Source organism: Herpetosiphon giganteus (genome assembly GCF_016907925.1).
In the GTDB taxonomy this organism is placed as follows: domain Bacteria; phylum Chloroflexota; class Chloroflexia; order Chloroflexales; family Herpetosiphonaceae; genus Herpetosiphon; species Herpetosiphon giganteus.
In genome coordinates this window covers 252,931-267,607 of sequence record NZ_JAFBCZ010000002.1, presented here as the reverse complement: position 1 = coordinate 267,607, position 14,677 = coordinate 252,931, and the positions used below count along the sequence as shown (strand labels likewise).

General features: G+C 51.1%; 13 protein-coding genes. 7 read left to right on the top strand and 6 right to left on the bottom strand.

Going from position 1 to position 14,677, the window contains the following annotated elements:
* Nucleotides 1-327 precede the first annotated feature (327 nt).
* The 3 genes from JOD20_RS02730 to JOD20_RS02720 are packed head-to-tail and all read right to left on the bottom strand — an operon-like array spanning nt 328 to nt 3,116.
* Nucleotides 328-1,647 (bottom strand): gluconeogenesis factor YvcK family protein, encoded by a 1,320-nt coding sequence (locus JOD20_RS02730; RefSeq protein WP_204753794.1) that lies wholly within the window; start codon nt 1,645-1,647, stop codon nt 328-330.
* A 28-nt stretch (nt 1,648-1,675) separates the two neighbouring features.
* The gene (locus tag JOD20_RS02725; RefSeq protein ID WP_204753793.1) at nt 1,676-2,347 is read right to left on the bottom strand and encodes a hypothetical protein; all 672 of its coding nucleotides are present in this window, start codon (nt 2,345-2,347) and stop codon (nt 1,676-1,678) included.
* Between the two features lie 13 nt (nt 2,348-2,360).
* Nucleotides 2,361-3,116 (bottom strand): class F sortase, encoded by a 756-nt coding sequence (locus JOD20_RS02720; protein ID WP_204753792.1) that lies wholly within the window; start codon nt 3,114-3,116, stop codon nt 2,361-2,363.
* 137 nt (nt 3,117-3,253) lie between these two features.
* Between JOD20_RS02720 and JOD20_RS02715 the strand changes: the two genes are divergently transcribed.
* The 7 genes from JOD20_RS02715 (at nt 3,254) to JOD20_RS02685 (ending at nt 8,509) form a co-directional block, all read left to right on the top strand.
* A complete protein-coding gene (locus tag JOD20_RS02715; RefSeq protein ID WP_204753791.1) occupies nt 3,254-4,507 on the top strand; it encodes a DUF3095 domain-containing protein in 1,254 nt (417 codons plus the stop codon).
* 34 nt (nt 4,508-4,541) lie between these two features.
* Nucleotides 4,542-4,913 (top strand): response regulator transcription factor, encoded by a 372-nt coding sequence (locus tag JOD20_RS02710; RefSeq protein ID WP_204753790.1) that lies wholly within the window; start codon nt 4,542-4,544, stop codon nt 4,911-4,913.
* A gap of 146 nt (nt 4,914-5,059) precedes the next feature.
* Nucleotides 5,060-6,382 carry an RtcB family protein gene (locus tag JOD20_RS02705; protein WP_204753789.1) on the top strand — a complete coding sequence of 441 codons (1,323 nt, stop codon included), beginning with the start codon at nt 5,060-5,062 and terminating at the stop codon, nt 6,380-6,382.
* Between the two features lie 171 nt (nt 6,383-6,553).
* Complete coding sequence (locus tag JOD20_RS02700; protein ID WP_204753788.1) at nt 6,554-6,883, top strand: hypothetical protein; 330 nt, start codon at nt 6,554-6,556, stop codon at nt 6,881-6,883.
* 284 nt (nt 6,884-7,167) lie between these two features.
* Nucleotides 7,168-7,644, top strand: coding sequence for a hypothetical protein (locus JOD20_RS02695; RefSeq protein ID WP_204753787.1), 477 nt, complete (start codon nt 7,168-7,170; stop codon nt 7,642-7,644).
* A 76-nt stretch (nt 7,645-7,720) separates the two neighbouring features.
* Nucleotides 7,721-7,882 carry a hypothetical protein gene (locus tag JOD20_RS02690; RefSeq protein WP_204753786.1) on the top strand — a complete coding sequence of 54 codons (162 nt, stop codon included), beginning with the start codon at nt 7,721-7,723 and terminating at the stop codon, nt 7,880-7,882.
* 123 nt (nt 7,883-8,005) lie between these two features.
* Nucleotides 8,006-8,509, top strand: coding sequence for a DinB family protein (locus JOD20_RS02685; RefSeq protein ID WP_204753785.1), 504 nt, complete (start codon nt 8,006-8,008; stop codon nt 8,507-8,509).
* Nucleotides 8,510-8,722: 213 nt separating this feature from the next.
* On the opposite strand, the gene JOD20_RS02680 is transcribed toward JOD20_RS02685, so the two are convergent.
* From JOD20_RS02680 to JOD20_RS02670, 3 genes are read right to left on the bottom strand one after another with little or no spacing between them, the layout of a single operon-like run.
* Entirely contained in the window at nt 8,723-10,138 is a 1,416-nt protein-coding gene (locus JOD20_RS02680) for a lipopolysaccharide biosynthesis protein (protein ID WP_204753784.1), read from the bottom strand.
* On the bottom strand, nt 10,135-12,966 hold the full coding sequence (locus tag JOD20_RS02675) for a DUF4012 domain-containing protein (RefSeq protein WP_204753783.1): 2,832 nt from the start codon (nt 12,964-12,966) through the stop codon (nt 10,135-10,137). Before JOD20_RS02675 ends, JOD20_RS02680 begins: the two co-directional genes overlap by 4 nt.
* Nucleotides 12,950-14,677, bottom strand: coding sequence for a tyrosine-protein kinase domain-containing protein (locus tag JOD20_RS02670; RefSeq protein WP_204753782.1), 1,728 nt, complete (start codon nt 14,675-14,677; stop codon nt 12,950-12,952). The genes JOD20_RS02675 and JOD20_RS02670 overlap by 17 nt, the downstream gene beginning before the upstream one ends.

The following is a 14,677-nucleotide window of genomic DNA, read 5'->3' as shown; positions in this document are numbered from 1 at the left end:
TCCGCCGGAGGGAGACGCAGGGGGTTTTCATCCCCCTGCACCCCCTAATATTTGCTTGTTGGATTGTTGTTATTGTTTTAGTTGGCAACCTTCGTGATCTTCGCGGTTCCATTTTTCCTGAACGCTTATCACTGGCCACTCGTTCGCCTCCCTTCCGTCCCTCCGCCGGAGGGAGACGCAGGGGGTTTTCATCCCCCTGCACCCCCTAATATTTGTCTGTTGGATTGTTGTTGTTTCAGTTGGCAACCTTCGTACGCTTCGTGGTTCCATTTTTCCTGATTCCTGCCTCTAGCCCCAAACCCTAGCATCTGCCTGTGTCAATTTCTGTCACAAGCGGCCCATTTGGCGCTCTTTTTCTAAAACGCGCATTAACTCACGCGCCAAACGCACTGGATCATGGCGCAATGGATTGGCTGGATTGATCACGTTGGCGGTACGCACGCGAATTGGCAAATCTTTGGTTTGATCAAGCGGCACAATAGTGGTGCGGCCTTGCCATTCTGGCGCAAAGCGATGGTTCTGGCGATCATCGCTATTGGCCAAAGCTACATCAAACACATCGGGGCCAACGTGCTCGACGAGCGCTTGCAAGTGGTCGCGCACCCCAAAATGGTCGGTTTCGCCTGGCTCGGTCGCTACGTTGCACACATAGACCCGCACCGCTTGGGTCGCCTCGCGAATGGCTTGGTTGACTTCGCTAATCATCAAGCTCGAAAGCAAGCTGGTGTATAAACTACCAGGCCCAACAATAATCAAATCGGCTTCTTCGATTGCTTTGATGGCGGTTCGCACCGCTAAGGCAGTTTGCGGCTGCAAATAGACCCGTTTGATGCGCTGGCCGCTTTTGGCAATCCGTGATTCGCCGCTGATATGCTCGCCATTTTCCAACTCGGCCCACAGCACCACATCATCAAGCGTGGCTGGCACAATTTGGCCGCGCACCGCCAATACTCGATTGGCCTCGCGCACGCCTTCGCCAAACGAGCCAGTTACTTCGGCCAGCGCAGTAATAAATAAATTGCCAAAGGTATGGCCTTCGAGGCTGCCAGCCTGAAAACGATGCTCAAACAAGCGGGTCATCAATGGCTCGGCTTCAGCCAAAGCTGCCAAACAGCGCCGAATATCTCCTGGCGGCAAGATGCCAAATTCTTGGCGAATGCGGCCTGATGAGCCACCATCGTCAGCAACTGCCACAATCGCCGTAATATTATCGGTATATTGTTTCAGGCCACTAAGCAAGGTTGAAAGCCCGTGACCGCCGCCAATTGCCACCACTTTGGGGCCGTGACGGGTGCGGCTACGACCAATCAAGGTTTCGGCCAAATCGATTGGGGCAGTATTGCGAGGAAGCGCTGCACTCAGCAAAACCCGATTCAGATGGCGAAACGCAATCCCAGTGGCCATAATGCCCGCCAAACACAAGATGATCATGCGAATGGTGCGCGGCCAGAATTGCAAGGTCAAATAATAGAAGATCGCTGGCAGTTCAACCGTCGTATAGAGTTCGCGCAGGCCAAATGCCAAGCCCAAGGCCGAAAACATCAGGCCCAGCAGCATGAGTACCAGCCAACGCTTGACCCCAATGCCAACTTTAAGCCAGCGGCTATCCAATAATTTGCGGGCAGATGCAGGTACAGATTGTTTCATAGTTCCCCAATTATAGACCCAAATGCGGTTATAAGGGCATTATTTGGCGACGTAAATAATAGCTAAACCACCAACTTAGGCCAAGTGGGTAGATAACGAGGATCGCTAGCAGGAAGAAGGTTAATCCAAAACCATCAAATTCATTGATTACCAGCCAATGGGTGATGCTGGCAATCACAAAACCAAGCGCCAATTGACTAAATAGCCAAACTCCTGCCCAACGGCGAGGTCGCATGACCAAGGCAATTGGCCCAGCCACACAGCCAATGGCCACCAACATAGCGCTCAGCATATGTCGATAGTAGGTTGTGTGCGGGCTATTGGTAATCCACAATAAGCTAGGCGGCCAATTAAACAGAATATAGGCCGCCCAATAGCCAACCAGCGTTGCCAAAACCACTGAGCGTACCCGACAAATTGCCACTTTGCGCAGCATCCAGCCCATCAGCCAACCAAAGCCAGCAAAAATCAGGCTCGCAAGGCCAATGCTTACAAGACTCAAGCGCTGCATGCCCAATTGCCAAATAACGGGCAAGCGCACGCTATCGTTTAAATCGTTAATCCCAACAATTGCCATCATGCCAAAGAAAACGCCCACAAAGAGCACCACAAACATATACCACCACAAGCGCCCGTTGCCATAGCGCTCGCCAAAGGTCTGAACTGATGGCACATGCAAGTCGGGCAGATGTTCAGGCATTGGCAAGTTCCTTTTAACGAATTGGCTCGGCAATCGTAATTAGGCGATGGCTCAGCTCTAAATTACCTTCAACAATCACTTGATCGCCAATGCACGAAACCAAGGTCAAACGCTCTGAGCCAACTGGCAAAATATATTGCACTTGATCAGGCGTAGCCCACACTTGTTCCGTCACGCGGTAGCGATATTCGCTGCCATCGGCACTATAGACTTTAATTGTCTCACCAATCGCCACATCTTTCACTCGGGCAAAGGGTGCAGGCACATTCGGCGCATCCTTCCAGCGCAAGACATGGCCCCAAAGCACCACATTTTCGCCTTGGCCAGGCTGCGCACTCAGATTGTACCAACCAACATCGTGTTTTGGTACAATTGGCACATTGCGTTGATCAAGGCCAACGGAAACTGGCGCAAGATCCAATCCAATCACATCAATCACCATACGCACTGGCTGACTTGGGTTGCTACTTGGGTTGGCGGTTGGTTGCGGCGCAGCAGTTGGCGGCGCGTTTTGCTCGTTCAACGTTGGCGTATCCAACTCGACTGGTTTGCTGGTAATTTCGGGCGCAACTGTTTGGGTTGGCAAACGAGTGGGGCTAGCAGCAGCAGTAGTAGTAGTAGCAACAGGCGTATTTGTTGGCACAACACTTGCCACCACCGCCTGCGTAGTTGGCTCAAGGCTCGGCAACGGAGTTGCACTCGGATTGCCGACCGTCCCACCACATCCAACTAGAATGCAACCTAATAAACCGAATAGCATCCGACGCATGCCAAAACTCCTTATCCAGCAATCCATCCACATGGCACGAATTGCGTAATCTAAATTGTAATGTCGATTAACTACACTATGAGCTTTATAGCCCTGTTCACGGTGTTTGGAAACCTTTTCACAAATCGAGGTCATCAATGACGCACAACTTCTATGCAACCTTACCTATTATCACCGATTTTGTCCAAATTACTGATGCCAGTTGCTATCAAAAAGTCCCTGCCGATTGGTATATTGTGGTGAGCGATATTGAACAATCGACCAAAGCAATTGCTGAAGGTCGCTATAAAGATGTGAACTTCATTGGGGCTAGCACGATTGTGGCCTTGCTTAATTTGCAGCCTAACCTCGATTTGCCATTTATTTTTGGTGGCGATGGTGCGACGTTGTTGTTGCCGCCATGGTTGGTCGAGCAAGCCAAGCCCGCACTGCAAGCGGTTCAACATCTGAGCCAATCAATCTACAATCTGCATCTGCGGGTTGGTATTATTCCAATTAGCGAAGTTTATGCGCATCGCTATCAGCTTGAAATTGCCAAATTTGCGGTCTCGGAGAATTATGCCCAAGCCATGATTAATGGCGATGGCTTGACCTTCGTCGAGCAAACGATTAAAGATCCAATTTTGGGAGCCAAATATTTGCTCGCAGCCCAGCCCAGCGATCAGCCAGGCTTGCTCGATGGCCTCGAATGTCGTTGGCAAGAGATTCCCAGTCGCTATGGCGAGACGGTTTCGTTGTTGGTGCGGGCCGAAGCTGACACCAACGCTGAGCGCAACCAGATCAATCGCCATGTGATCGAGCAAATCGAGGCAATTTATGGCGCAGACGCTGAGCATCATCCGGTCGATGTGCAGCAAATGAGCTTATCGTTGTGGCCCAAAGATCTCTGGGCCGAAGCTCGGTTGCGCGGTGGTTCCAGCAAATTGCAACAACTACGCTATCTGAATAATATTTGGTGGCTCAACGTGCTTGGCAAGTTCTTGTTGGCAACTGGGGCCAAAACCGAACTAACCGATTGGGCCGAATATCCCCAGATTTTGCAGGCCAGCACCGATTATCGCAAATACGATGCGATGTTGCGCATGGTGATTGCAGGCACGCCCGCCCAACGCCAACAACTTGAGCAATTTCTCGATCAAGAACGCCAAGCTGGCAATTTAAATTATGGCCTGCATGTTGCAGATAGTGCCTTGATGACCTGCATTGTCTTTGAGCGCATGGGGCGGCAAGTTCATTTTATTGATGGCAATAACGGTGGCTATGCGAAGGCCGCCGATCAACTCAAGCAACAGAGCCATGCCCACCAAGGAGCGATCACGCTGAACGCTGTGGCATCCTCGAAAACAGGACTATTGGGGGATACTTCATCACCATCATGGGGGACATGCTGAGTATAATGGCTTCATTGCACTTTTTGGAGGCCGTATGCACATTTTATTGGTTGATGATAGTCACGATATTCTGCGTTTAGTTCAACAGGTTTTAGCGCTCGAAGGGCATCGGGTTTCGGTGGCCCGCGATGGCTTGGAAGCCTTGCAAAAAGTTGCCAGCCAACGCCCAGATGCGGTGATTCTCGACGTGAATATGCCCATGATCGAAGGCACCGAAGTTTGCCGCCGGATCAAAACCAACTATAGCATTCCGGTGATGATGCTGACTGTGCGCTCGGAACAAGTCGATTTTCAACGTGGAGCCGATGCTGGCGCAGATGCCTACCTCTCCAAACCCTTTGACATCCCCGTTTTCATCGAATACCTCAATACAATGCTGCGTTTGCGCTATGGCAAAACCGTCTAGCTCGCCAGTTGTTGGCGATAGGCTGAGTCAATGCTACGGATTTAGTCTGAGCAGAGGTCAACATTGCGCCTGATATGCAAGCCTGCCTGCGTTGATTATAGTGGTTACAGCTAAACCAACATATACTAGAACTGAGTCTCACATTTATGAAACTAAATGTTTTGCTGAAGCCATGGCGTGGCGATAAACGCTTCACTGCCATTGCCAAGTATGCCGCCGCCCTGAAAAAGAGCGGCTCCAAGGATTTGCAGATTGTGGCCCAAGTTGAGGCCGAATTTGGCAAACCTGCCGAATTGGCTCGCCTCAACGAGCAGGCCCAACCCTACAAAGCGTATGGCCAAATTGGGGTCGATATTGAAGCCGCTGCCTTGGAGCAATTGCAACTTGCTTTGCGTCTGCCAATTGCCGCCCAAGGAGCCTTGATGCCCGATGCCCACCCGGGTTTTGCCTTGCCAATCGGCGGAGTTTTTGCCGCTCACAACGCCGTCTCGCCGATGATGGTTGGAGTCGATATTGGTTGCCGCATGCATCTGACGATTTTTGCTGAAGCGCCAATGGAAATTCAACGCTATCGCGAGCAATTGTTTCGCGATTTAGCTGAAGTAACGGTGTTTGGCTCGGGTGCAACCCGCAAACGTGGGCCGGATCACCCAATTTTAGGCATAAAAAACTGGAATTTGACTGCCCAAACCCGCAGCCTGCGTGAAAAGGCGATTGCCCAGCTTGGCACCAGCGGCAGCGGCAACCACTTTGCCAACATCGTTATTGGCGAGCGAATGGGCGAGAACGATTTGCCACGCGAATTTGTTGGCTTGCTGACTCATAGCGGCTCGCGCGGGGTTGGCTACGCCATCGCCAAGCACTATAGCAACATTGCAGTGCAAGAAACCGCCACCAAAGCCAACATCCCCAAAATGTATGAATGGCTCGATTTGGATAGCGAAGCAGGCCAAGAATATTGGGCAGCGATGGAATTAGCCGGAGCTTTTGCCCAAGCCAATCATGAAGTTATCCACCGCTTATTTGCCCAGCGCAGCAAGCTCAAGCCAGTCGCCACAATTCAAAATCACCATAATTTTGCTTGGCGCGAAGGCGATGTGATTGTGCATCGCAAGGGCGCAACGCCCGCTGGAGTCGGCGTGCGCGGCGTGATTCCAGGCAGTATGGCCTCGGCTTCGTATGTGGTCGAAGGCTTGGGCAACCCTGAAGCCTTGCATAGCGCCTCGCATGGTGCAGGCCGCTTATACAGCCGCTCCAAAGCGCGTGCCACCATCAGCCCCAGCGAGGCTAAAAAAATCATCAAGGCCCATGGCGTGCACGTCGAAGGCTGGAGCGTTGACGAATCGCCCTTGGCCTACAAAGACATCGAACGGGTGATGGAATTGCAAATCGAAGCCGATTTGATTAAGCCCTTGGCCCGTATGAAGCCAATCGCGGTGATTATGGCTGGCGAGGCTGGCCAAAACTAAGCAAATGGTGGCTGGTTGCTGAGAGCTGCATACCTTGAAATTATGATTTTGCGCCAGAAAAATGCCCAACAATTGGATACCAATTAATTCTTGACCACAGCCCTAAACATCTCTATAGTGGAAGTTAGCACTATCGTTAAATCGGTGATAGTGATGCAATGAGGTAGCACTATGCATGCACGAGATTTTGTTCAACCAGGCAAACGATTACTAGCACTATTTACTAATGGTCATTTATTAACCTTCAATAACGATGGCACAGGCAGTAGTGGTAATTGGATTATGGATGATCATCGGATAAATACCATTGATCAAGTATTGATTTATCTTCGTGATGATTCAAACATTAATAAATTGTATACTGCTACATACAAGTATGCTGAAAAAGTTGAAGATGGTCGCTATTGCGTTTATTTTGAACACTGCAAATATATTAAGGAAATAGAACAAAATTGGGTCCAGTTTACTGGTGCACAACAAGTCGTTCGCTACTTTGAATAGGATTGTTGGCCTACTCCCAACCTCTGACGTGAACCGTCAGAGGTTTTCGTATTTTAGGTGCGATCTTTTTTCCTCGCACATCACGCATTCACAATTTTAGCGGCGAACGCCTTAGCATCACTAATTGTCGTTTAGCGGGTGCAGGGGTGGTGAAAAGATCCAATCGATCGCCAATCTGCATTTTAGATCGATTTGCCCAAGCGGTTTTCAATTACGACAATAAATAGTTTACAATACAACATCATGCAAGGATCGGAATCATAGACCTAGAATAGGAACATGGAATGCAAGCAAAACATGTGCTAGACCGCTTTAATCTGTGGCTAGAACAATCTGACAAAGTGCTTGAATACCTTGCCATTGAAGATGCGCTCAACCTGATGCTTGGATTCTATCGCGAAATTCGGATTGACGATTGTGATCTGGCCAATGATGGTGATATGTTGCTGTTTCAATGGGGTGTTGAACAGAACGGTTTAAATTCACATTTTAGTTATAATTTGACCCGCCATTTGGTGGTTGAAAAAACCTATGTCGATGATGATGGCGAGTGGATCGACGATTCAGTTAAGCAGCTATCGCTGACCTTTCGCTATATTTCCAATTTGAAGTTAGCTAGTTTGGGCCAAGGCAATCAATGGTGTTTACATCCCGAGGAGCTGGGCGAGTTTGAGCAATTTTTGCGTGCGCATCCGGCTACCCTCGCTGTTAAACACCTGCATGCGCGCTCAATTGACCTGAGCTTCAAACATTTAGAATAATTTGACAAACAAATCAGCCATCGCTATACTTGATTAGACAGTTTCTTCCGATTAAATTGTTTTTATTGAGGCAACGATGGCTGATCTGCTCTTTGGTTGTTTGCAATTGGTGCTTGGCGGTGGCTTATTGATCGGCAGTTTCAAGCTAACCCAACAGATCAAACCACGATCGATCAAAAGCCTCAAGCAAACAGTGCTGCGCCAACAACTCCTCGCGCAACGCTCCAAACTTCGATAATTTCCCGCTTTTCAGCTTCACAGCTCACGCTGCCAATTAAAGCATGCTCCAGCCTTGGCGTTGACACAAACCTCTATTTGCAGTACATTCGTGCTAATTGATTGTTTAACTCAGGGAGAGCCTATGAACGGAGTTTTGTTCGATTCATTTCAGCACAATAGTTGGGCAACCAAGGTGCTCCTGAAGGTCTGTAGCGAGCTTAATGAGGAGCAACTTGCCACAACGGTTGTTGGCAGTTATGGCAATATCATCGCCACCTTCAATCATATTATTTTGTCGGATGCGCGCTATTTGCAACATCTTTCGGGCAAGGCACCCGATTGGCTGCTCAATCGTGATCGAAGCAATGATTTTGCTGTGCTTGAAGCGCGCGCTGACGAAGCAGCCGCCAATTGGCAGCAATTCTTCACCCAGCCAGTCGATGGCGAGCAACTATGCATCCTTGAACCAGGGGATTATGAGATTCACGCTGGGGCGCTGATTGCCCAAGCACTCCACCATAGCAACATTCACCGCGAGCAAATCTGCGCAATTCTGACATCATTGGGCATCGAGCCGCCAGATATTCAGCCATGGAGCTATGCCCATGTGACTGGGCGAGGCCGCGACCTGCCTAGCGAGCAATAAATAGTTTCAAATCAATCGTTATTTCACCACCCTTCCGTCCCGCCTCAAGGCGGGAAACGCAGGGGGTTTTCATCCCCCTGCACCCCCTAATATGTATTTTGTGGATTGTTCTCTTGTTTCCAATTCTCCATGCTTGATTTATTTCATGCGTTTATCATCGGGTTTGTTGTTGAATGCAAAGCTAGCTTAGTAATAAATTCGATAAATAAATCGTTATTTTCGCAGCAAGCTCAACAACATTTTGGGCTGGCCCCAACGCCAACAGCAGCCCAACCACACGCCAACAAGCGCCAATTTGAGGCCAATCAATGGCCAGCTAAACGCCAACGGCAGCCAACTTGCCAGCGCCACACAGGCGATAGTTAGGCCGAGCCAAGCAAGCACTGCCTTAATATCAAAATCGATCGGATAGCGCTTTTGGGCCGCCCGATAGACCAACCACGCCGCGATCAATTGATCGCCTGCGGCGGCGATGGCAGCGCCAACCAAGCCCAACCACGGCACAAGCATAATCGCCAAACCAACATTCAAAATCGCACTTAATAAGCTGGTTTGGCCTAAAACAGCTGTTGCTTTGGTAATCGTCAGGCCTGTTGCCACCACCGTCAATAAACCAATCGCCATCAAATTAACTGCATACCAACCTACTGCTGGCGCTGCTGGCAGATAATCGCCAGTCGTCAAAATTCGCAGCAGTTCGGGGGCAAATAACGCCAAGCCAGTTGTTGCAGCGCCCAGCAGCATCGTGTAGCTGGTCAGATATTGGCGATAGCTGGCGTTGGCGGTCGGGGTGTTGGCAATCGCTAGGCTATACGGCAACCACGCCTGATTGGCAGCACTAATCACAATCCAGACGATAAAGCTAATTTTGGTGGCCGCTGCATAGTGGCCAATTTGCTCCAACGAGCCAAAATGCAGCAAAATTTGGCGATTGATCAAGGTCATGGCTACAAAATAAATCGAGCGTGGCAAAAAGCCCAAGCCTTTGCCTAATAATGGGTGTAATAGCTGCCAATCGGGCTTGCCAAGTTGGCCACGCATCAGCAACGTCAAACCAAGCGCCAACAAACAATCAACCACCAACATCGCGCCAAAATAGGCGCTCAAGCGCTGGCTACTTTGCAGCATCCAGCCAATCGTTAGCAAGGCCGTCGCCGCAACCCGCAATACAGTCAGGCCAAATAAGCGTAGGGCTTTGCTCTCTTGGCGCAAGGTTGTAAACCACAGGCCGATGATGCCATTCGCCAACTGGCTCCACAAACCCAAGCGCAAGGCCAAAATCGTTTGCTGATCGCTGCGTTCGAGCAATTGTATGGCGAGCCATGGGGCAAGTGCATGGCCAATTAATCCCATGAATAAGCCCAAAAGCAAGCGCGCCAACCAGAGCGAGCCAACCAAACGCCGCCGATCAAGCGTTGCTTCATGAAAATAGAGCGCCAAGGCAAAATCGCTGCCCAGCGTCACCAATTCGATTGCAAACAAGCCAACCAAACTAATCAGATCGACGCTGCCATACAGTTCGGGGCTAAGCAAACGGGTGATAAACGGCAGCAGCAAGGCCCCAATCAGCTTGGTTGCCACCCCCGTCAAGGCATAGAGCGCAGTATCTTTGAGTAGGCGACGACTCATGGGCTGGCTTCCACCAGCCGCAAACGCTCGGCCAAGCCAGGATGGTCGGGGTTCAGCTTGGCCGCGTCTGCATACGCCTTGCGCGCCTCAGCCAGCAAATTCAATTCGCGCAACGTATCGCCCAGCACCAAATAATAATCAGCTTGTGGATCAAGTTTAATCAATTGTTCAAGCGAGGATTGCGCTGCTGGCCAATCGCCCACAGCCCGTTGCTGCAACGCCAAATAATACCAAGCCAAGCTATTAGTTGGCGAGATTATGGTAACTTGCTGCCAATCGCCAATTGCCTGTTGAGCTAGATTTTGGCGCTCGTAGCTCTCAGCGCGGCGGCTCAACCACGTCGCATCATTTGGAAAAGCGCCAATTCCCTCATTTGCCAATTGCTCAACTGCTAGCCAATCGGGCTGATCGTTGGCGTAACGCCGCAGCCAATAGCGATCGTCCCACACTGTGCGATCGCGTGGATCGAGCGTCAAGAGCAATTGATAATAGCGCTCAGCTTGGGCCAAATCACCAGTTATGCGTTGATCAAACGCCAAGCGTTGGAGCGCCAAACGCGGATTTTCCAGCTCTTGCAAGGTTGCTTGGGCAGCAGCGCTATCGCCACGTTTGAGTTGCAACAAGGCCAAGGCCAAACGCGCGGCTTGGCTGGTTGGTTCACGATCCAAGGCTGTTTGATAAGCTTGCAAGGCAGCGGCATCATCATCGTTTAGCTCGGCGAGCCAACCTGCCAAAAAGGCCGCGCGCCCAGAATCGGGCAACAATGGTTGAAGTTGGCGCAAAAGTTGGTCGGCAGTGCTTGGATCGTGCGTCCAGCGCAGACTAACCACCGAATCCAAGGCCCGATCAAGCGTGTTGCTGCGGTGCCAAAGCTCAAGGGCAGCGCTGGTTTCGCCTTGCTGCCAACTTTGCCAAGCTTGCTCGGCGGCCTGCTGATCAGTGGTTATTGGCACATCGCTTGGGGCTGGCAGAATTGCAGCATCAACAAAGCTCAGCTCGCGATCGTGTTGCAATGTGCCCCGCCATTCGACCTGTTGCCCAGCTTGACTAACACGAACATGAATCGGATGCGCCAACGTGCCAGCTTGTTTGAGCCAGCTTAATCGATAGGGCTGGCTTTGCAGATTGGGCAAATAGCTCAGCCGAATCGTGCGCGTTTGGCCCGGGTAGAGCAACATATACCAACCAACGCTGGTCAAGTGGCCTTCTTGCGCAATATCCGGCGGCGTATCAGCGCCTTGCAAGTGCAAAGGCAGCGCATTAATCGGCAAATATGCCCGCGCATAATCGCCATAACAGCCTGGAATGCGCTGCTGAATTGCCAAACCTACGTTATAGCAATAGCCATAAACCGCGTGCTTGCTCAAATCGGCGCGCCAAGCATCATAGCGATTGGTGTAGGTAATTGTCAGCGTGTTAGTCAATGGCCGCGCTTGGGCATCGAGTTGCACATCAAGCTGCATGCGTTGTTCAATAAAGTTTTGGCCATCGCTATAGGATAGATCAGCATCGACCAAGGCCAGCAGATCGTGCTCAACCTGCGGCATTGTGCCAGCCCAGCCATTGGTTAGCATCAGATTTTGGCTGGTTTGATCATTGAAATAGATGCTTAAATGGCGTTGCTGCAACGATACTTGCAAGCTCGCGCCAAGCTCTAGCCATTGGCCAAAATTGGCATGGCGCGCAGTTTCAAGGGTGCTACGAAACAAGGCCGCCAAAAATTGTTTATCGCCAGTTACGTTCTGGCCATCGTAAAACCCAAAAATGTGCTCAAGGCTTGCTGCTTGCGCCATTTGGCCGTAGCCAGCAATTTCCAACGGAGCGAGCACCTGAATCAGGCCTTGCAAGCCATACAGATCGAACGCAATCACCGCATCGACCTCAGGTTGTTGGTTTAATTGCCAAAATGTTTGTAAACTTTGGGCCGAGGTTGGCCAATCAGGCCACCAATTCGCATCGCGCAACGTCCAAATTGAAGCCCGCAAATACTGGTTGTAGGGCTTGGGCATGGCCGAGCCAGCAGGCGCAACCGCCGCAAAATTCGCGCTATTGAAGTAGGCCAGCTTGCTAATGCGGCCTTGATCAAGCGTCAAGGTCGCAATGCTGCCAATAAAGCCACCGCTTGGCCGCAATTCAAGCGGATTTTGGCCAGCAATCAATAAACGCAACGGTTTTTGCGTGCCCCAACCATCAGCAAGCAACGGCCACGCTTGATCAAGCAAGCCAAGGCTGGTTTGCGCCGCAGTCAATTGCTGGTCAAATTGGGCTAATTGGGCTTGATAGTTGGCCAACAATGGCGCTGTTTGCAAGCTGGTTGGCACGCTGCGCCATGTTTGTTGCAATTGCTGTACATCGCTTTGGAGTTGCTGCCAATGTGGTTGATTGGCAACCAGCCAATTCAGCATTTGCATGCTCCGTTGTTCAGCAGGCAGATCGAGCAGCGCAAGCAAGGGATTAAATTGGTGGCAATAACCCGCTGTTAAGCCCAAGCCCTGGTTCGCAACATCGCTAGCAGCGGGCAGCGCACCGATCCAAGCATCGCTTTGGCGCAGGATGGGGTGTAACGGCAAGCTCAATCGGCGCAGCCAAATAACGCTCTTGTGGGTTGAAGCAAGCTCATCACACAACGCTTGGGCTTGGCTGCTACCCAACGGTCGAGTTTGCAACAAATCGCGTACGTTTTGGCTTTGGATAGAGAGTTGGTAACTAAACCATGCTAGCAGCCCGAGCCAGACCCCAAGCAATCCCAAAGCATATAGGAAAAAACGCCGCAAGCGGCGTTTTGGAGGAGCTTGATTGGTTGCGATTGAGTTACTTGGTTTGCTCATGGCTAGCCATCTCATAGGCCGATTCGGAGCGCTCAAGCGTTGAATCGTGCAAATCCAACGGCGCTGGCTCGCTCATGCTTGCGACTGGCTGATGATCGTCTTTGCGATTCCAGAAGCGGCGACCACGATTCGCGTTATGATGCTGATCGTAGTAGTAAGTGTAGTAGACACCATAGCCTTCGGAGCGCGCATCAAGCTTGTTGAAAACCAAGCCAATCAGCCGACCGCCGACCGTTTGAACTGCGGCACGACATTTAGCCAGCATATCGCGGCGGGTGCGTTTGGCTTCGGCCACCAGCACAACCCCATCGACGCGCGGAATCAAGGCAATTGGGTCGGTTACGGTCAAAATTGGCGGTGTGTCGAATAAGATCCAATCGTATTCTTGCTGCAACAGCCAAATTAGCATTTCCATGCGCTTACTGCCGAGCAATTCCGATGGATTCGGCGGCAACGGGCCACTTGGAATCAGCCACAAATTTTCGGCAACTGGCAGCACCGTGCGATCGCGAATTGTTGGATCCTCATTGTTGGTCAGCAAGTTGGTCAAGCCATATTCGCTGCTGACCTCAAACACCCGATGCATCATTGGCTTGCGCAAATCGGCATCGATCAGCACGACTTTTTGGCCTGCTTGAGCCAGCACCCACGCCAAATTGGCCGCGACAGTGCTTTTGCCTTCCTCTGGTTGGCTGCTGGTTACAATCAAGGTGCGGGCTTTGGTATCGACGTTTGAAAACTGCAAATTGGTGCGCAAAGTACGAAACGTTTCGGCGGTTGGCGAACGCGGATCGAGCCGCGAAACCAAGCGCTGAGCCGCTTTGGTCACTTTGGTTTCTTGCTTGACGATGGCCGCCAGCAACGGCGCATTGACCAAATCAACGCCTTCATCAGGCGTTTGCACACTATCATCGAAATATTCGAGCAGCAAGGCCAAGCCAAAGACCAAGGCAAAGCCCAAAATTCCCGCCAAAATTGCACTACGAATTGGCCGTGGCGCAATCGGCGTAGGATTAACCAACGCCGATTCGACGACGCTAATTGAATTCGCCCGATTGCCAAGCGCCGTGCTATACAACGTGCTCAGAGTTTGGCGATTTTGATTTTGGCTCTGTTGCTTGAGTTGCAGATTGGCAATTAACGATTCGGCGGCAGGCTTATCGGCCCCGATTTGCTCAATTTCAGCTTTGAGATTTTTAATTTCCTCGTCGGTGCGGGTAATTTCCTCGTTGAGCGTCGCAATCTGGCGATTAACCTCATCGAGCAATTTGGCCTCGGCGCTTTGTGGCCCCGCCGGACTGGTCAAAATCAGCTGTTCAGCAATGGCATTGGCAATATCGGCAGCCTGTTGTGGATCGTCGGCCTCAACCGCAATATCCAAAAACTCAGTTTCCTGAACTGGCCGCGTCGTGATAATCGCCGAACTGGCAATATCGCGCACATTTAAGCGTTGCTCAACCGCCTCGATGGTTGTGCGGCTTTGGGCAATTTGGGCATAGGTCGAAACCAAGCGTTCGCTGGCAACCAAACTGCCATAATCGGGGTTGCTGTTTTGCAAAGTTTGGCCAACAATCACCCGCGTGCTGCTGGCATAGCGTGGCGTTTGGCGGCTGCTGATGGCATAGGCCGCGCCAGCAGCGACGACTGGCCCTAGCACTAACAGCCAGAGCCAGCGCCGCAACCCAGTGAGATAACGACGAAAGATATTCAT

Coding starts and splice junctions, on each gene's coding strand:
- JOD20_RS02670 (WP_204753782.1), bottom strand. CDS start 14,677: ATGAATATCTTTCGTCGTTATCTCACTGGGTTGCGGCGCTGGCTCTGG.
- JOD20_RS02720 (WP_204753792.1), bottom strand. CDS start 3,116: ATGCGTCGGATGCTATTCGGTTTATTAGGTTGCATTCTAGTTGGATGT.
- JOD20_RS02675 (WP_204753783.1), bottom strand. CDS start 12,966: ATGAGCAAACCAAGTAACTCAATCGCAACCAATCAAGCTCCTCCAAAA.
- JOD20_RS02730 (WP_204753794.1), bottom strand. CDS start 1,647: ATGAAACAATCTGTACCTGCATCTGCCCGCAAATTATTGGATAGCCGC.
- JOD20_RS02680 (WP_204753784.1), bottom strand. CDS start 10,138: ATGAGTCGTCGCCTACTCAAAGATACTGCGCTCTATGCCTTGACGGGG.
- JOD20_RS02725 (WP_204753793.1), bottom strand. CDS start 2,347: ATGCCTGAACATCTGCCCGACTTGCATGTGCCATCAGTTCAGACCTTT.
- JOD20_RS02700 (WP_204753788.1), top strand. CDS start 6,554: ATGCATGCACGAGATTTTGTTCAACCAGGCAAACGATTACTAGCACTA.
- JOD20_RS02710 (WP_204753790.1), top strand. CDS start 4,542: ATGCACATTTTATTGGTTGATGATAGTCACGATATTCTGCGTTTAGTT.
- JOD20_RS02695 (WP_204753787.1), top strand. CDS start 7,168: ATGCAAGCAAAACATGTGCTAGACCGCTTTAATCTGTGGCTAGAACAA.
- JOD20_RS02690 (WP_204753786.1), top strand. CDS start 7,721: ATGGCTGATCTGCTCTTTGGTTGTTTGCAATTGGTGCTTGGCGGTGGC.
- JOD20_RS02685 (WP_204753785.1), top strand. CDS start 8,006: ATGAACGGAGTTTTGTTCGATTCATTTCAGCACAATAGTTGGGCAACC.
- JOD20_RS02715 (WP_204753791.1), top strand. CDS start 3,254: ATGACGCACAACTTCTATGCAACCTTACCTATTATCACCGATTTTGTC.
- JOD20_RS02705 (WP_204753789.1), top strand. CDS start 5,060: ATGAAACTAAATGTTTTGCTGAAGCCATGGCGTGGCGATAAACGCTTC.